This is a genomic window from Nitrosovibrio sp. Nv17 (assembly GCF_900119085.1).
In the GTDB taxonomy this organism is placed as follows: Bacteria; Pseudomonadota; Gammaproteobacteria; order Burkholderiales; family Nitrosomonadaceae; genus Nitrosospira.
Map to the genome: position 1 here is coordinate 1 of NZ_FPIQ01000029.1, position 18,570 is coordinate 18,570.

Here is an 18,570-nt window from a genome sequence, read left to right on the forward strand (position 1 = left end):
AATGTCGTCTTCCCATGATCCACGTGCCCGATCGTCCCAACATTGATGTGCGGCTTCGTCCGCTCAAATTTGCTCTTTGCCATGTTGTGCCCTTTACTGAATGACGATTATTTCTTGTTGATCACCGCTTCGGCGACATTTTTGGGCGCCTCGGAGTACTGCTTGAATTCCATGGTGTAGGTCGCACGCCCCTGGGTCGCCGAACGCAGCACCGTGGAATAGCCGAACATCTCCGCAAGCGGGACTTCCGCCCGTATCACCTTGAGTCCCGGCATGTCGTCCATGCCCTGGATCATGCCGCGCCGGGAAGACAGATCCCCTACCACGTTGCCCATGAAATCCGGCGGTGTTTCCACCTCCACCGACATCATCGGCTCCAGCAGCACGGGATTGGCTTTGCGCATCCCGTCCTTGAAGGCGATGGAAGCCGCCATTTTGAAGGCGTTCTCGTTGGAATCCACGTCGTGATACGAGCCATCGAACAGCGTGATCTTGACGTCCACCACCGGAAAACCCGCCAGTACGCCATTTGGCAGAGTGTCGCGCAATCCCTTTTCGACCGCGGGAATATACTCCCGTGGCACCGTTCCACCCTTGATGGCGTCCACGAACTCGAAACCCTTGCCCGCCTCGTTCGGCTCCATTTTGAGCCAGACATGGCCGTACTGGCCGCGTCCACCGGATTGCTTGATGAATTTTCCCTCGACCTCCACCGGCTTCCTGATGGCTTCGCGGTAGGCTACCTGGGGCGCGCCCACGTTCGCCTCTACGCCGAATTCGCGCTTCATCCGGTCGACGATGATCTCGAGGTGCAGCTCGCCCATGCCGGAAATGATGGTCTGGCCGGATTCTTCGTCGGTGCGCACGCGAAAGGACGGATCCTCCTGTGCCAGGCGGTTCAGTGCAATGCCCATCTTTTCCTGATCGAGCTTGGTCTTGGGCTCGACCGCAACATGGATGACAGGCTCGGGGAACACCATGCGCTCGAGCGTGATGACATCGCTCGGATCGCACAGGGTGTCGCCGGTGACGGCCTCCTTCAGGCCCACCGCCGCCGCGATGTCCCCGGCACGCACCTCCTTGATTTCCTCTCTCTGGTTGGCGTGCATCTGCAATAACCTGCCGATCCGCTCCTTCTTTCCCTTGACGGGATTGTAGACGGTGTCGCCCGAGGTCACCACGCCCGAGTAGACCCGGAAGAAAATCAACTGGCCCACGTAGGGATCCGTCGCGATCTTGAATGCCAGGCCGGAAAACGACTCCTCGTCGCTCGCATGACGCTCGCTCGGCTCGCCATTCTCCTTCTCGCCATTGATCGCGCTGATGTCGACCGGTGACGGCAGATAATCCAGCACGGCGTCGAGCATGGCCTGCACACCTTTGTTCTTGAAGGCCGAGCCGCACAGCATCGGCACGATTTCATTGCCGATGGTACGAATGCGCAGGCCCTTCTTGATGTCGGCGACGGACAGGTCTCCTTCCTCGAGGTATCTATTCATCAATTCCTCGTTCGCCTCGGCCGCCGTCTCCACCATCTTCTCGCGCCATTGTTTCGCATCTTCCAGCACGCCCGCGGGAATATCGCGCTCTTCGAAGCGGATTCCCTGGCTCGACTCATCCCAGTAGATGGCCTTCATCTTCACCAGGTCGACGACGCCCTCGAACTTGTCTTCCGCCCCGATGGGCAGCTGGACGGGCACGGGGTGCGCCTTCAGGCGCGACTGGATCTGTTCGTAGACGCGCATGAAATTGGCGCCCGAGCGATCCATCTTGTTGACGAAAGCCAGTCGCGGCACCTTGTACTTGTTCGCCTGTCGCCACACGGTCTCGGTCTGAGGCTGCACACCGCCCACTGCACAGAATACGGTACAGGCCCCATCCAGGATGCGCAGCGACCGCTCCACCTCGATCGTGAAGTCGACGTGCCCCGGGGTATCGATGATATTGATGCGATGGTCGGGATAGTTGCCCTCCATGCCCTTCCAGAAGCAGGTCGTGGCGGCGGACGTGATGGTGATGCCGCGTTCCTGTTCCTGCTCCATCCAGTCCATGGTCGCCGCACCGTCGTGTACCTCCCCGAGCTTGTGCGATACACCGGTATAGAACAGGATGCGTTCGGTGGTCGTGGTTTTTCCGGCGTCGATATGCGCCATGACACCGATGTTGCGATATCTCTCGATGGGGGTTTTCCTCGCCACGGTAATAAACCTTAATATTTGAATGCTGCAAACACCAAATTCCGGGGACTGCGACAAGAGGCAGGTGCCTGCCTCCATCGGCGACGATTACCCGAAATCTGACGGAATCCGGACTGAAGTATCCATCCGTCGGGTCGGGACCGACCCGACGATCACCTCAGAACCGATAGTGGGCAAATGCCTTGTTGGCCTCCGCCATGCGATGTATCTCTTCACGCTTCTTGACTGCGCCGCCACGACCTTCGGCTGCCTCCGCCAATTCCCCCGCCAGACGCGCACCCATGGATTTCTCAGCCCGCTTCCGCGCCGCATCCCGCAGCCAGCGCATCGCCAGCGCGTTGCGTCGCACAGAACGCACCTCCACCGGAACCTGATAGTTCGCACCCCCGACACGACGGCTCTTCACCTCCACCATGGGGCGCACGTTGGACAGTGCCTGGGTGAACACCTCTACCGGATCCTTGCCGGTTTTTTTCTGTATCTGATCCATTGCGCCGTAGATGATTCGCTCCGCAACCGACTTTTTGCCGCGTGTCATCAGCACGTTGACGAACTTCGCCACCTCGGTGTTGTGGAACTTGGGATCCGGCAAAATCTCGCGCTTGGGCACTTCTCTGCGTCTTGGCATATCCTTCCTCGATATTCAGTATGCGCGTCAGGCAGCCTTGGGCTTCTTGGCGCCGTACTTGGAGCGGGCCTGTCTGCGATCCTTGACGCCGGCCGTGTCCAGGCTCCCGCGCACGGTATGGTAGCGTACCCCCGGCAGGTCCTTCACGCGGCCGCCACGAATCAATACCACGGAGTGCTCCTGAAGGTTGTGCCCCTCTCCGCCGATATAGCTGGTGACCTCGAAACCATTGGTGAGGCGCACCCGCGCCACCTTGCGCAAGGCCGAGTTGGGTTTCTTGGGCGTCGTGGTGTAGACCCGGGTACAGACGCCCCTTTTCTGCGGGCTGTTCTCCAGTGCCGGAACCTTGCTTTTTATACGCTTCGCCGCACGGGGCTTGCGCACTAACTGGCTGATTGTTGGCATTTCTTTACCTAAGAGACGAGCAGGCGGCGCGGTCACCGTCACCCGTAATGGATCGTGGCTTGCGCCCTCCCCGGATCTCAGCCCCGGGGGGCGACTAAAAAGACTGCGAATTCTAGGGGGTTTACATTGCCCTGTCAAGTTGCCGGCTTTCAGGATAAAACAGGCGGCATCGCCATTTCGGCGCTGCTTCCTGCCCCGGCCCGGCAGCCTTCAGACCTTCCGGTACGGCAATGCGAACGCCTCAGTTGGCGGTGGTGGCGGCACGGCCTTCACGCTGCTTCGCGGTCAACGCATGGCTGCCCAGCTTCTTCAGGACTTCCCAGGCGGGACCCGGAAACTTGTGCAGCTTGACCATCACGTCCTCGAGCGCGTCCAGGAACCAGTCAACGTCGCTGTCCGCAATGTTCAGCGGCGGCAGTATCTTGATGATGGGCATGGCATGACCGGCCACCTGCGTCAGGATATGGTGGTCATCCAGCAGGGGCAGCACGATCGCCTGGGCGAAAAGATTCTCGTCCATCTTATTGACCATTGCCCACGCTGCCTTCAGGGAGATCGAACTGGGTGGTCCGAACTCGACGGCGATCATCAGGCCCCGCTGGCGTACGCCCTTCAGGAACTCGAAACGGGGCACCATGGCCTCGATTCCTTTGCGGAAGCGCTCCCCGAGCACGTTGGCGCGCTCGATGAGGTTCTCGTCGTCCAGCACCGCAAGCGACGCCAGGCCTGCCGCCATGGCCATGTTGCCCATGCCGAAGGTCGAGGCATGGACGATGGCACGATGCATGGTGTCGTAGACGCTGTCGTAGACCGCGCGCCGCGTGATGGTCGCTCCCACCGGAATGTAGCCACCCGACAGCGCCTTCGACAGACAAACGACATCCGGATGCAGGCCATCGACCCACTGGCTGGCCAGGAAGCGTCCGCTGCGGCCCATGCCCGATTGGATTTCGTCGCAGATCATCAACGTGCCATATTTGCGACAGAGCGCCTGGGCTCCGAGCAGATACTCGTTGCTGGCGATGTTGACGCCTTTTCCCTGGATCGGTTCCAGCACGAAGGCAGCGACGTCACCTGCCGCGAGGCGCGCTTCGAGTCCGGCGAGATCACCCAGCATGACTTCCGAGCTGCCGGGCAGCATGGGCTCGAAACCTCTGCGGAAACTGGGTTCTCCGTTCAATGACAGGGAGCCCATGGTAAGGCCGTGGAACGCTTTCGCAAGATGAGCCGTGCTCGGGCGCCCTGTATACGCCCGCGCGAACTTGATTGCCGCCTCGACCGCCTCGGTGCCCGAATTGCTGAAATAGACCGTATCCAGGCCGGGAGGCATCCGCTTGACGAGTTCGTGCGCCAGCGCAGCGGCAAGCGGCGGCGCGTCGAAGCCGATCCATCCCGGAAAATCGGAATCCAGCACCTGCTGCAATACGCCTCGGATGGTGGGATGGCGGCGCCCGAAATTGAACACGCCCCAGTTGGTGAGAAAATCCAGATAGCGCGTTCCCGCATCATCCCACAGATAGGGACCCTCGCCACGGACCCAGGTACGATTGAATCCGAGCGTGCGCAACACCTTGACGAACACCGGGTTGATGTGCGCCTCGTAGAGCTCGAAATTCCTGCCCCGGGTCTCGTTCAATATGCTGTCGATATCGATCGGCATGGTATCCGCCTACCCCGCCCAGGCCGGCAGTGCCGCCATCGGGGGCATCCGCCGCATCGATCCCCGGTCAATCCACGATCGTGATCTCATCTTCCGCTCCCTCTTCCTGCCACCCCGTATGGGCCGGCGCATGGCGGACCAGCAGAAGCCTCACAGGGCGTACCCGCTGCTGTGCGCCTCGCCGCTGCCCTCCTCGCTGAATTCCAGACCTTCGCCGGCGTTCAGCAACTGCCTCTGTTTCTTCTTGGTATTGTGGAACGCCAACCCGGTGCCTGCGGGAATCAGCCGGCCCACGATGACGTTTTCCTTGAGACCGCGCAGATCATCCTTCTTGCCCATGATCGCCGCCTCGGTCAGCACCCGGGTGGTTTCCTGGAAGGAGGCTGCGGAGATGAACGAGTCGGTGGACAGCGATGCCTTGGTGATGCCCAGCAGCATGAACTCGTAGGTGGCGGGTTTCTTGTCCGCCGCCACCACTTCCTCGTTCTCCGTCAGCAATTCCGCCCGCTCCACCTGCTCGCCCGGAATAAAGCGCGTGTCGCCGGAATCGATGATCTGCACGCGGCGCAGCATCTGGCGCACGATCACCTCGATGTGCTTGTCGTTGATCTTGACCCCCTGCAGGCGATACACGTCCTGAACCTCGTCCGTGATATAGCGCGCCAGCGCTTCCACACCCAGCAGGCGCAGAATGTCGTGGGGATCGGCGGGACCATCGACGATGCTCTCGCCCTTGTTCACCACCTGGCCGTCGTGGGCCGTGACGTGCTTGTCCTTGGGAATGAGGTATTCATGGGAAACACCATCCAGATCCGTGATGACGAGACGCTGCTTGCCCTTGGTGTCCTTGCCGAACGACACGATTCCGGTCACCTCCGCGAGCACGCCGGCGTCCTTGGGCGACCGCGCCTCGAACAGCTCCGCCACGCGAGGCAGCCCTCCCGTGATGTCGCGGGTCTTGGAACTCTCCTGCGGAATCCGGGCCAGCACCTCGCCCACCCCCACCTGCTGCCCATCGCGCACCGTGATGACCGATCCCACCTGGAAGGTGATGCTGACCGACAGATTGCCACCCGCCAAGCGCACCTCCTTGCCGTCGTCGTCTAGAAGCTTCACCAGAGGCCGCAAGACCTTGGTCTGCGTGACGCCCCGGCGCTTCGGATCGATCACCACCAACGTGGACAGGCCGGTGATCTCATCGATCTGCTTGGCCACGGTCACACCTTCCTCAACGTTCTCGAAGCGGATCCTGCCGGCATATTCGGTGATGATCGGACGGGTATGCGGATCCCATGTCGCCAGCACCTGCCCTGCCTTGACGGTCTCTCCGTCGCGTATCAACAGCGTCGCACCGTAGGGAGCCTTGTGGCGCTCGCGTTCCCGGCCATTGTCGTCGTATATCACCATCTCCCCGCTGCGGGAGATCGCAACCAGTTCGTTCCGGCCACTGGTGACATAGCGCATGGTGGAAGAATAGCGGACGACGCCGTTGGACCGGCTTTCCACCTGACTGATCACCGCGGTCCTGGAGGCGGCGCCACCGATGTGGAAGGTGCGCATGGTCAATTGCGTGCCCGGTTCGCCGATCGACTGGGCCGCGATGACACCCACGGCTTCTCCCACGTTCACCAGCGCACCGCGTCCCAGGTCGCGACCATAGCATTGGGCGCACAAGCCGTAGCGGGTTTCGCAGGTGAGGGGGGTGCGCACCTTCACCTCGTCGACGCCCAGGGACTCGATGGCGTCGACCGCGTTCTCGTCGAGCAGCACGCCCGCCGGATAGACGACCTCCTGATGTTCCGGGCTGATGACGTCGCTGGCCAGCACCCGGCCGAGGATGCGCTCCCGCAGTGCCTCGATGACCTCGCCCCCTTCCACCAGGGCCTTCATCACGACGCCGTTGGAGGTGCCGCAATCCTCCTGAGTGACCACCAGATCCTGGGTCACATCCACCAGGCGACGCGTCAGGTAGCCCGAATTAGCCGTCTTCAGCGCCGTATCCGCCAGACCCTTGCGGGCGCCATGGGTCGAAATGAAGTATTGCAGCACATTCAACCCTTCGCGGAAGTTCGCCGTGATGGGCGTCTCGATGATGGAACCGTCCGGCTTGGCCATCAGGCCGCGCATGCCCGCCAACTGGCGAATCTGCGCCGCAGAGCCGCGCGCGCCCGAGTCCGCCATCATGTAGATCGAATTGAAGGACTCCTGCGTCAGCGGCTTGCCGTCCTTGTCCCGTTTCACATCACCGCTGGCGACGTCATGCACCGGTTCGACCCCCAGCTGATCCATCATCGCCTTGGCCACCTGGTCGCCGGCACGCCCCCAAATGTCCACGACCTTGTTGTAGCGCTCTCCCTGGGTGACCAGGCCGGAGGTATATTGGACCTCGATTTCCTGCACCTCCCTTTCAGAGGCGTTGATGATGTCGTTCTTCTGCGCGGGCGTCAGCATGTCATCCAGACAGATCGAGATGCCCGCCCGGGTCGCATAGGTGAAACCGGCATACATCAGCTTGTCGGCGAAGATTACCGTCTCGCGCAGGCCACAGCGTCGAAAGCTCGCGTTGATGAGCCTCGATATCTCCTTTTTCTTCAGCACCTTGTTGATCAGGGAAAACGGCAGGCCGGCCGGCAGGATCTCGGACAGCAGCGCACGCCCGACGGTGGTGTCGTAGCGCGTTTCCTTTTCGCGGCGTTCGCCCTCGGCGCCACTTTCGTATTCCCTGATCCGCACGGTTATCCTGGCATTCAATTCCACGATGCGGTTCTCGTAGGCACGGGATACCTCCGCCAGATTGGCGAATGCCATGTTTTCGCCGCGCGCGTTGATCTTCTCCCGGGTGGTGTAGTACAGCCCCAGCACGATGTCCTGCGAAGGCACGATGATGGGCTCTCCATTTGCCGGCGACAGGACGCTGTTGGTGGACATCATGAGGGTACGGCACTCCATCTGCGCCTCCAGAGACAGCGGCACATGGACCGCCATCTGGTCGCCGTCGAAGTCGGCGTTGAATGCCGCGCACACCAGCGGGTGCAACTGGATCGCCTTGCCCTCGATCAGGACCGGCTCGAATGCCTGGATGCCCAGGCGGTGCAGCGTCGGCGCCCGGTTCAGCATGACCGGATGCTCCCGGATCACGTCTTCGAGAATGTCCCAGACGACGGGTGTCTCGTTTTCGACCTCGCGCTTGGCCGCCTTGATCGTGCTGGCGATACCCATGATTTCGAGCTTGTTGAAGATGAAGGGCTTGAACAGCTCCAGCGCCATTTTCTTCGGCAAACCGCACTGATGCAGCTTGAGCTGGGGGCCCACCACGATCACCGAGCGTCCCGAATAGTCCACCCGCTTGCCGAGCAGGTTCTGGCGAAAACGCCCGCCCTTGCCCTTGATCATGTCGGCCAGCGACTTCAGCGGCCGCTTGTTGGCGCCCGTCATCGCCTTGCCGCGCCGTCCGTTGTCCAGCAGCGAGTCCACCGCCTCCTGCAGCATGCGCTTCTCGTTGCGCACGATGATCTCCGGAGCCTTCAGCTCGAGCAGCCGCTTCAGGCGGTTGTTGCGGTTGATGACGCGCCGGTACAGGTCGTTCAGGTCGGAGGTGGCGAAGCGTCCGCCATCCAGCGGCACCAGCGGTCGCAGCTCCGGGGGCAGCACGGGCAGCACCGCCAGGATCATCCACTCCGGCTTGATGCCGGACTTGTTGAATGCCTCCAGCACCTTCAGGCGCTTGGAAATCTTCTTCATCTTGGTCTCGGACCCGGTTTCACCCATTTCGCGCCGCAGGCTGTCGATCTCGCTGCGGATGTTGAGCGTGCCCAGCAGGTCGCGGATACCTTCCGCGCCCATGCTGGCACGAAAATCGTCCCCATACTCTTCCGTCTTGGCGCGGTAGTCGTCGTCCGTCAGCAACTGGCAGCGCGCAAGTGGCGTCATGCCGGGATCGGTCACCACATATGCCTCGAAATAGAGCACTCGCTCGATGTCGCGCAGGGTCATGTCCAGCACCATGCCCAGGCGGGACGGCAGGGACTTCAGGAACCAGATGTGCGCCACGGGCGAGGCCAGTTCGATGTGGCCCATGCGCTCACGCCTCACCTTCGAGAGGGTCACCTCGACGCCGCACTTTTCGCAGATCACGCCGCGGTGCTTGAGGCGCTTGTATTTCCCGCACAGGCACTCGTAGTCCTTGACCGGCCCGAAGATCTTCGCGCAGAACAACCCGTCCCGTTCCGGCTTGAACGTCCGGTAGTTGATCGTTTCGGGCTTCTTCACCTCTCCATAGGACCAGGAGCGTATCTTTTCGGGAGAAGCCAGGCCGATCTTGATCGAATCAAACTCTTCCTTCTGGGTGACCTGCTTGAACAAATCCAGCAATGCTTTCATTCATCACTCCTGTGAGTCAGGGGCCGATACAAAAACCACCCACCGCGCCGGGGACCGCTAATGACGCTCCAGGTCGATATCCATCGCGAGGGATCGGATTTCCTTGACCAGCACGTTGAACGATTCCGGCATGCCGGCGTCGATCTTGTGATCTCCCTTGACGATGCTCTCGTAGACCTTGGTACGCCCGTTCACGTCGTCCGATTTGACCGTCAACATCTCCTGCAGGGTATAGGAGGCGCCGTACGCCTCCAGCGCCCACACTTCCATCTCGCCGAAGCGCTGGCCGCCGAACTGCGCCTTGCCGCCCAGCGGCTGCTGCGTCACCAGACTGTAGGGCCCGGTCGAGCGGGCGTGCATCTTGTCGTCCACCAGATGATGCAGCTTCAGCACGTGCATGTAGCCCACCGTGACGGAGCGATCGAAGACCTCGCCCGTCCGGCCGTCGCACAGGGTCACCTGACCGGACCGCGGCAGTCCCGCCAGTTCCAGCATATCCTTGATTTCATGCTCTGTGGCGCCGTCGAAGACCGGGGTTGCAAAGGGGACGCCGTCCTTGAGATGCTTCGCAAGATCGAGGATTTCCTCGTCCGTGAGCGAAGCGATATCCTCCTTCTTGCCACTCGTGTTGTAGATCTTGTCGAGCTGCTTGCGCAATTCCGCGAGCTTGCCGCCAGCCTGGAGCATGTCTCCGATCTTCCTCCCCAGGCCCTTGGCCGCCCACCCGAGGTGGGTTTCCAGGATCTGCCCCACGTTCATGCGCGAGGGTACTCCCAGTGGATTCAGCACTACGTCCACCGGCGTGCCATCCGCCATGTAGGGCATATCCTCCACCGGGACGATCTTGGAGATCACGCCCTTGTTGCCGTGGCGCCCGGCCATTTTGTCACCGGGCTGGAGACGCCGCTTCACCGCCACGTATACCTTGACCATCTTCTGGACGCCCGGCGGCAGTTCGTCGCCCTGGGTCAGCTTCTTCTTCTTCTCTTCGTAAGCATCATCGAAGGCCTTGCGCTTCTGCGCCAGGCTCTCCTCGATCTGCTCGAGCTGCCGGCTCGTCTCCTCATCCGTCAGCCGGATATCGAACCAGTGGTGCGGATCGATGCCGTCCAGATACTCCTTGGTGATCTGGGCGCCCTTGGCGAGCTTCTTGGGTCCTCCGGTCGCAGTCTTGCCCTTCAGCAAACGCTCGATGCGCTCGAATGCGTCGCCCTCCACGATGCGCATCTGGTCGGCCAGATCCTTCTTGTAGCGCTTCAATTCATCGTCGATGATCTGCTGGGCGCGCTTGTCGCGCTCGATCCCTTCCCGCGTGAATACCTGCACGTCGATCACCGTCCCGGAGATGCCCGAGGGCACCCGCAGCGAGGTATCCTTGACGTCGGACGCCTTCTCTCCGAAGATAGCCCGCAGGAGCTTCTCCTCCGGCGTCAGCTGCGTCTCGCCCTTGGGCGTCACCTTGCCGACCAGCACGTCGCCCGCCTCCACCTCCGCTCCGATGTGAACGATGCCGGATGCGTCCAGGCGGGCCAGCTGCACCTCCGACAGATTGGAAATGTCCGCGGTGATTTCCTCCGTCCCCAGCTTGGTATCCCTGCTGACCACCGACAATTCCTCGATGTGGATGGAAGTGAAGCGATCTTCGGCGACGATGTGCTCCGAAATGAGGATCGAATCCTCGAAGTTGTACCCGTTCCACGGCATGAACGCGACCAGCATGTTCTGTCCCAGCGCCAACTCGCCCTTGTCCGTGGAGGCGCCGTCAGCCACCACGTCGCCTCGGGCGATCACGTCCCCCACCTTCACCAGAGGACGCTGGTTGATGTTGGTATTCTGGTTGGAACGGGTGTACTTGATCAGGTTGTAGATGTCCACGCCCACCTCGCCGACACGCGTCTCGGTGTCATGCACCCGCACCACGATCCGGCTCGCGTCCACATAATCCACCACACCGCCGCGCACCGCCTGCACCGCCGTGCCGGAGTCCACCGCCACGACCCGCTCGATCCCGGTACCGACCAAGGGCTTCTCGGCGCGCAGGCAGGGTACCGCCTGCCGCTGCATGTTGGATCCCATGAGGGCGCGGTTGGCGTCGTCATGCTCGAGGAACGGAATCAGCGAGGCGGCCACCGACACGATCTGAGCGGGCGCAACGTCCATGTACTGGATGCGGTCCGGCGTCGCCAGCGTGAACTCGTTCCTGTGACGGCACGAGACGATGTCGTTGGTGAACCTTCCTCGCGCATCGAGTTCCGCGTTCGCCTGGGCGATGACGTACTGTCCTTCCTCGATCGCGGACAGGTAGTCGATCTCGTTGGTGACGCTCCCATCCTTCACCTTGCGATAGGGCGTTTCCATGAACCCGTATTCATTGGTGCGGGCGTAGAGCGCAAGGGAATTGATGAGGCCGATGTTGGGCCCTTCCGGCGTCTCGATCGGACACACGCGCCCATAGTGCGTCGGATGCACGTCGCGCACCTCGAAACCTGCGCGCTCACGCGTCAGCCCGCCCGGCCCCAGCGCAGAAACGCGGCGCTTGTGGGTAATCTCGGAAAGCGGATTGGTCTGATCCATGAACTGGGACAGCTGACTGGATCCGAAGAATTCGCGTACCGCCGCCGATACCGGTTTTGCATTGATCAGGTCGTGCGGCATCAGGTTGTCGGACTCGGCCTGGCTGAGACGTTCCTTCACTGCCCGCTCGACCCGCACCAATCCCGAGCGGAATTGATTCTCGGCCAACTCGCCGACGGAACGGACACGGCGATTGCCGAGATGGTCGATGTCATCGATCTCGCCGCGCCCGTTGCGCAGTTCCACCAGGATCCTGATGACCGCGACGATGTCCTCGTTCGACAGCGTGGTTGGCCCGTCCAATGCCTCCCACCCCACGCGGCGGTTGAACTTCATCCGTCCCACCACCGACAGGTCGTAGCGCTCGGGCGCGTAGAACAGACCGTGGAACAGGGCCTTGACTGCTTCCTCCGTAGGGGGCTCGCCCGGGCGCATCATGCGGTATATCGCGATCTGCGCCGCCATCTGGTCGGCGGTTTCGTCGATCCGCATGGTCTGCGAGATGTAGGCGCCCTGATCGAGATCGTTGGTATAGATGGTCTGGATTTTCTCGATACCGGCCTCGCGCAGCTTTGCCAGCACCGGTTCGGTGATCTCGTCGTTGGCGAAGGCCACCACTTCTCCCGTTTCCTTGTCCACGACGTTGTGACCCAGCACCCGTCCAAGCAGGAAATCCTCGGGCGCCGCAAGCTTCTGGATGCCCGCCTGCTGCATCTCGCGGACATGCTTGACGGTGATGCGCTTGTCCTTCTGGACGATCACCTTCCCACCCTTGGCAGTGATATCGAAGCGCGCGATGTCGCCGCGCAGACGCTCCGGCACCAGTTCGAAGAAAATGTCCTTCCTGGAAAGATGGAACGTGTCGAAGACGAAGAAATGCTCGAGAATCTGTTCCGGAGTATAGCCGATTGCTTTCAGCAGTGCGGTGATCGGCATCTTGCGGCGGCGATCGACGCGGAAATACAGATAGTCCTTGGGATCAAACTCGAAGTCGAGCCAGGATCCCCGGTAGGGAATGATGCGCGCCGAGAACAACAGCTTGCCGGACGAGTGCGTCTTGCCCCGGTCGTGCTCGAAGAACACCCCAGGCGAACGGTGCAACTGGGAGACGATCACCCGCTCCGTCCCGTTGATGACGAACGAGCCTGTACCGGTCATCAACGGGATCTCTCCCATGTAGACCTCCTGTTCCTTCACCTCCTTCACCGTCGGCTTGGAGGCTTCCTTGTCCAGTATCGTCAGCCGAACCTTGGCACGCAGCGGAGACGCGTAGGTCAAGCCGCGCTGCTGGCACTCCTTGACGTCGAACGGAGGCGTCCCCAGGACATAATTGACGAAATCCAGACGAGCGTTCTTCGAATGGCTCTCGATCGGGAAAATCGACGTGAAGGCTGCCTGCAATCCCTGGTTGTCGCGCTGGTCGGGGTTGGTTTCGGCCTGCAGGAACGACGCGTACGATTCGATCTGGGTAGCCAGGAGAAAAGGAATCGGCAAGACACTGGCACGTTTGGCAAAACTCTTTCGAATACGCTTTTTCTCGGTAAACGAATAGCTCATGAAATCTCCGGGAGACCAAGGGGCGGATGGACAGAACACAGGAGCATGGCGTCCGCCGCGTATCGCTGGACCAAGTAAAGCATTGTGCAACGCCTGATGCGACTATTCAACCTGGCAGCCTGTCCGATGGTGAATCGTTCATTCGAAAACGGATACCGGACTGGTTGCCGTTCCCGGGGGGAAACCGCAACCAGTCCGGATATAGGTTGCTACTTGATTTCGCTGGTGGCACCGGCCTCGGTGAGCTGCTTCTGAATCGCCTCGGCATCCGCCTTGGCGATGCCTTCCTTGACTGCCTTGGGTGCGCCATCGACCAGGTCCTTTGCCTCCTTCAGTCCGAGACCCGTAATGGCCCGCACCACCTTGATGACGTTGACCTTGCTCTCCCCGACCGCGGTGAGAACCACGGTAAACTCCGTCTGCTCTTCCGCGGCCGCGGCGGTTGCGGCACCGGCAGCCGGCGCGGCGGACGCCACGGCGACAGCGGCGGCGGAAACCCCGAATTTTTCCTCGATGTCCTTGATCAACTGGGACAGTTCCAGCACCGTCATGTTTGCGATCGATTCTAGAATGTCCTCTTTGGCTACGGCCATGATTGCCTCCTGGTGAATTTTAATCTTGCGATATTGCGATGGTATCGAGCGTCTCGAGTCGGTCCGGCCAGCCTCAGGCAGCCTGCTTCTGATCCCGCACGGCCGCGAGAGTTCTCACGAAACGGGCAGGAACCTCGTTCAGGGTGCGCACGAAGCCGGCGACGGGCGCCTGCATCGTGCCCAGAAGCCTCGACAGCAGCACTTCGCGGCTCGGCAGAACGGCCAGGTCTGCAATCTCTTTTCCGGACAACAAGAGATTCGCCATGGCGCCTGCCTTGATCACAAACTTGTCGTTGCCCTTGGAAAACTCGTACAGCACCTTTGCCGCCGCCACCGGATCACTGCCGATGCCGTAGGCCAGCGGCCCTACCATATGCCCGGTGAGGATGGTGAATGGCGTCTCCGCCACCGCGCGCCGCACCAGCGAATTCTTCAAGACCCGAAAGTAGATTCCCGACTGCCGTGCCTTCGCACGCAACTGGGTCATATGCCCCACCTTCAACCCCCGATACTCCGCGATGATGATGGCCTGCGCCGCCGCTACCTGGGCACCTACCTCTGCGACAACCGCCTGCTTCTCTTCCAGATTCAGACTCAAGACACTCTCTCCATCAGTTTGATGCGATATCAATCCGATGCCGGATCCAGCAAGATCCGCCATCCAAGCCGATACCGCGACGCGGCGACCTTAATCAGGAGACACATTCCCGTTCATGGGTACGCCATCTGCGCTGGGCGCAGGGGGAAAGGGAACCGGGCAGGCGGGACAGGGACGAAGCTCGATGAACCCCTTCCTGCCAGCACATTCCATTCCATCCTGCAATTAAGCTCCCGGATGCGGGGACGGCAGCGCCACTGCAATACTGCCGTCGTTCCGCGCCGGCAACCCCGGCGGTCTTTGATAACCCGTCAGTTGAAAATCAATCCCCCGACGACCCAAAGCCTTTTTGTTCATGCAAACATTCATCTACCGCACACTGCCCTGATCCACCCGCACTCCGATCCCCATCGTGCTGGAAACCGATATCCTTCTCAGATAGATGCCCTTCGCGGCGGCAGGCCTGGACTTGTTGAGCGCATCCACCAGCGCCCGCATATTTTCCTGCAGGGCCTCCACCTCGAACGACGCGCGACCGATGGTGCAATGGACGATGCCCGCCTTGTCCGCCCGATACTGAACCTGTCCTGCCTTGGCATTCTTCACCGCACCCACGATATCCGGCGTCACCGTTCCCACCTTGGGATTGGGCATCAGGCCACGCGGACCCAGTATCTGCCCCAGTTGCCCGACGATCCGCATGGCGTCGGGACTGGCAATGACCACGTCGAAATTGATGTTGCCCCCCTTGATCTGCTCCGCCAAATCCTCGAAACCGACGACATCGGCTCCCGCTGCGAGCACCTCCCTGGCCTTGTCTCCCTGGGCAAACACCGCGACACGCACCGTTTTCCCGATGCCTGCCGGCAGCACCACCGATCCCCGCACGACCTGGTCGGATTTACGGGCATCGATCCCCAGGTTGATCGCCACGTCGATCGATTCGTTAAACTTCGCGGTGGCAGTCTCCTTGACGATCCTGAGCGCATCCGGCAGCGCATGGAATTTACTGCGATCGGCCCTGCCGCTGATTTCCTTGAAACGCCTGGATTTCTGCGCCATGCTATACGCCCTCCACGTCGACGCCCATGCTGCGGGCCGTACCCGCGACGGTGCGCACCGCTGCGTCCAGATCCGCCGCGGTCAGGTCCGGCATCTTGATCTGGGCAATTTCCTCCGCCTGCCGGCGCGTCAGCACCCCCACCTTGTCGAGGTGCGGCCTGGGGCTTCCCTTGCCGATGCCCGCCGCCTTCTTGATCAGCACCGTGGCGGGCGTGGTCTTCATGATGAAGGTGAAGCTCTTGTCGGCATAGGCGGTAATCACTACCGGCACCGGCAGCCCCACCTCCATTTTCTGGGTGGCGGCGTTGAACGCCTTGCAGAACTCCATGATGTTGAGTCCGCGCTGCCCCAGCGCGGGCCCGATGGGCGGGCTGGGATTGGCTTTGCCTGCCGGCACCTGCAGCCTGATATAGCCGACTATCTTCTTTGCCACGATCACCTCCTGTTGGGTGCCAGCGAGCGCTGCCACGCTCTCCCCGATTAGCCAACGATACGAACGCTACCCCGCCCCCGGCGGACAGCGTCCCCGACCGGAACGCTCAGGCCTTCTCGACCTGACTGAAATCCAACTCCACCGGGGTCGGGCGCCCGAAAATGGAAACCGACACCCTGATCTTGCTTTTATCATAGTTGACGTCTTCGACGTTACCGTGAAAATCGGTAAATGGACCTTCCTTGACGCGGACCGCCTCCCCTGCCTCGAACAGGATCTTGGGCTTGGGTTTTTCCACCCCCTCCTGGATCTGCAGGAGAATATTTTCCACTTCCTTTTCACTGATTGGGGTCGGTTTCATGGCCGACCCCCCGATGAAGCCGGTCACCTTGGCGGTATTCTTCACCAGGTGCCACGTCTCATCCGTCATTTCCATCTCGACCAGCACGTACCCGGGAAAGAACTTGCGTTCGCTGAGGCTCTTCTGGCCACTCTTCATCTCGACCACCTCTTCCACCGGCACCAGTATCTGACCAAACTTGTCCTGCATCCCGGCACGATTGATGCGCTCCGTGAGCGCACGCTGAACGCTCTTCTCGAAACCGGAATAGGCGTGCACCACGAACCATTTCTTTTCCATCAGCCTTCCTGTCCCATGAGATACTTCACCGCCACCAGCAGGCCCGCGTCCACCATCCACAGGAACAGCGCCATCGCCACGACGAAGGCGAATACGATACCGGTGGTCTGCGTCGTTTCCTTGCGGTTCGGCCAGACAACCTTCTTGGTTTCTTCGGAAGATTCCCGGGCAAATGCATGAAACCGCCGGCCCGGATCGGTGAACCAGGCCACCGCCACCGCCAGCACGATACCCAGCAACACCACCACGACGCGAATCACCATTGCGCTGTCGCGCAGATAATAGAATCCCGCGATTCCCGCGATCAGCAGGAGCAGTGCCAGTCCCAGCTTGACCTTATCCACTCTACTCCATTCCACCGGCAGCTGCCGATGCGTGTGGTGCGCGCAAGCCGGCGCAGCAGAGGACCCGAGCATGGCGCATGGCCATGACCATCGAATCCATGCATCCGCCATGGGACGCCTCATCCGGATGCCCGGAAACCTTCAACGGCATATTCGCCTGCTGGCAGGCCAGGAGGGCATCGAACCCCCAACCTTCGGTTTTGGAGACCGACGCTCTGCCAATTGAGCTACTGGCCTGTATTGCATCAAACACCCGGGACACGCCTGAAAAACAACTTGCACCCCTCTCTCGCTCTCACTCGATGATTTTGGCGACGACGCCGGCGCCGACGGTCCTGCCGCCCTCGCGGATGGCAAAGCGCAGCCCCTCCGCCATCGCGATCGGCGCAATCAGGTTCACCGTCACCGAAACGTTGTCCCCAGGCATCACCATCTCCGTCCCCGACGGCAACTCGATCGCCCCCGTCACGTCCGTCGTCCTGAAATAGAACTGCGGACGGTATCCCTGGAAGAACGGCGTGTGACGCCCACCCTCCTCCTTGCTCAGCACGTAGATCTCCGCCGTGAACTTGGTGTGCGGCGTGATGCTCCCAGGCTTGGCCAGCACCTGCCCACGCTCCACTTCCTCGCGCTTGGTCCCCCGCAGCAGCACGCCCACGTTGTCCCCCGCCTGCCCCTGATCCAGAAGCTTGCGAAACATCTCCACACCCGTGCACACCGTCTTCAGCGTCGGCCTCAGACCCACGATCTCGATCTCCTCGCCCACCTTGACCACGCCGCGCTCCACCCGCCCCGTCACCACCGTCCCTCGCCCGGAAATCGAAAAAACATCCTCCACCGGCATCAGAAACGCTCCGTCCACCGCCCGTACCGGCTCCGGTATGTAACTGTCCAGCGCATCCGCCAGCTTGTGAATCGACGGCTCCCCGATCTCGCTCTGATCCCCTTCCAGCGCCTTCAACGCCGAACCAATCACGATCGGCGTGTCGTCCCCAGGAAAACTGTACTTCGACAGCAACTCCCGCACTTCCATCTCCACCAGCTCCAGAAGCTCCGCATCGTCCACCATGTCCGCCTTGTTCATGTATACGACAATGTAGGGCACCCCAACCTGACGCGCCAGCAATATGTGCTCCCGCGTCTGCGGCATCGGCCCGTCCGCCGCCGATACCACCAAAATCGCTCCATCCATCTGCGCCGCACCCGTGATCATGTTCTTCACATAGTCCGCGTGACCAGGACAGTCAACGTGCGCATAGTGCCGCGTCTGCGTCTCGTATTCCACGTGCGATGTGTTGATCGTGATCCCCCGCGCCTTCTCCTCCGGCGCCGAATCAATCTGCGCGTAACTCTTCGCCTCACCACCAAACTTCTTCGACAACACCATCGTCACCGCCGCCGTCAATGTCGTCTTCCCATGATCCACGTGCCCGATCGTCCCAACATTGATGTGCGGCTTCGTCCGCTCAAATTTGCTCTTTGCCATGTTGTGCCCTTT

General features: G+C 61.2%; 13 protein-coding genes and 1 tRNA gene. All 14 read right to left on the reverse strand.

From position 1 onward, the window contains the following. Nucleotides 1–107 precede the first annotated feature (107 nt). Nucleotides 108–2,198, reverse strand: a complete 2,091-nt coding sequence (gene fusA / locus BT108_RS12390; RefSeq protein WP_072294881.1) for an elongation factor G — start codon at nucleotides 2,196–2,198, stop codon at nucleotides 108–110. A 157-nt stretch (nucleotides 2,199–2,355) separates the two neighbouring features. Beyond that, entirely contained in the window at nucleotides 2,356–2,826 is a 471-nt protein-coding gene (gene rpsG, locus BT108_RS12395; protein ID WP_072294882.1) for a 30S ribosomal protein S7, read from the reverse strand. Nucleotides 2,827–2,853: 27 nt separating this feature from the next. Then, nucleotides 2,854–3,231: a 30S ribosomal protein S12 gene (gene rpsL / locus BT108_RS12400; RefSeq protein WP_072294883.1), complete on the reverse strand. Its 378-nt coding sequence runs from the start codon at nucleotides 3,229–3,231 to the stop codon at nucleotides 2,854–2,856. A 241-nt stretch (nucleotides 3,232–3,472) separates the two neighbouring features. Then, nucleotides 3,473–4,891, reverse strand: a complete 1,419-nt coding sequence (locus tag BT108_RS12405; RefSeq protein ID WP_072294884.1) for an aspartate aminotransferase family protein — start codon at nucleotides 4,889–4,891, stop codon at nucleotides 3,473–3,475. Between the two features lie 150 nt (nucleotides 4,892–5,041). Beyond that, nucleotides 5,042–9,271, reverse strand: coding sequence for a DNA-directed RNA polymerase subunit beta' (rpoC, locus tag BT108_RS12410; protein ID WP_072294885.1), 4,230 nt, complete (start codon nucleotides 9,269–9,271; stop codon nucleotides 5,042–5,044). A 57-nt stretch (nucleotides 9,272–9,328) separates the two neighbouring features. After that, complete coding sequence (gene rpoB, locus BT108_RS12415; protein ID WP_072294886.1) at nucleotides 9,329–13,402, reverse strand: DNA-directed RNA polymerase subunit beta; 4,074 nt, start codon at nucleotides 13,400–13,402, stop codon at nucleotides 9,329–9,331. A 209-nt stretch (nucleotides 13,403–13,611) separates the two neighbouring features. Further along, a complete protein-coding gene (gene rplL, locus BT108_RS12420) occupies nucleotides 13,612–13,995 on the reverse strand; it encodes a 50S ribosomal protein L7/L12 (RefSeq protein ID WP_072294887.1) in 384 nt (127 codons plus the stop codon). A gap of 73 nt (nucleotides 13,996–14,068) precedes the next feature. Next, entirely contained in the window at nucleotides 14,069–14,593 is a 525-nt protein-coding gene (gene rplJ, locus BT108_RS12425) for a 50S ribosomal protein L10 (protein ID WP_072294888.1), read from the reverse strand. A gap of 369 nt (nucleotides 14,594–14,962) precedes the next feature. Next, nucleotides 14,963–15,655, reverse strand: a complete 693-nt coding sequence (rplA, locus tag BT108_RS12430) for a 50S ribosomal protein L1 (RefSeq protein ID WP_072294889.1) — start codon at nucleotides 15,653–15,655, stop codon at nucleotides 14,963–14,965. Nucleotide 15,656: 1 nt separating this feature from the next. Next, nucleotides 15,657–16,088 carry a 50S ribosomal protein L11 gene (gene rplK, locus BT108_RS12435; RefSeq protein ID WP_072294893.1) on the reverse strand — a complete coding sequence of 144 codons (432 nt, stop codon included), beginning with the start codon at nucleotides 16,086–16,088 and terminating at the stop codon, nucleotides 15,657–15,659. A 106-nt stretch (nucleotides 16,089–16,194) separates the two neighbouring features. Next, nucleotides 16,195–16,728, reverse strand: coding sequence for a transcription termination/antitermination protein NusG (gene nusG, locus BT108_RS12440; RefSeq protein WP_072294890.1), 534 nt, complete (start codon nucleotides 16,726–16,728; stop codon nucleotides 16,195–16,197). Next, the gene (secE, locus tag BT108_RS12445) at nucleotides 16,728–17,072 is read right to left on the reverse strand and encodes a preprotein translocase subunit SecE (protein WP_072294891.1); all 345 of its coding nucleotides are present in this window, start codon (nucleotides 17,070–17,072) and stop codon (nucleotides 16,728–16,730) included. The genes nusG and secE overlap by 1 nt, the downstream gene beginning before the upstream one ends. Before the next feature lie 161 nt (nucleotides 17,073–17,233). Next, nucleotides 17,234–17,309, reverse strand: a tRNA-Trp gene (locus tag BT108_RS12450). A gap of 58 nt (nucleotides 17,310–17,367) precedes the next feature. Beyond that, complete coding sequence (gene tuf, locus BT108_RS12455) at nucleotides 17,368–18,558, reverse strand: elongation factor Tu (protein WP_072294553.1); 1,191 nt, start codon at nucleotides 18,556–18,558, stop codon at nucleotides 17,368–17,370. Between the last annotated feature and the right edge of the window lie 12 nt (nucleotides 18,559–18,570).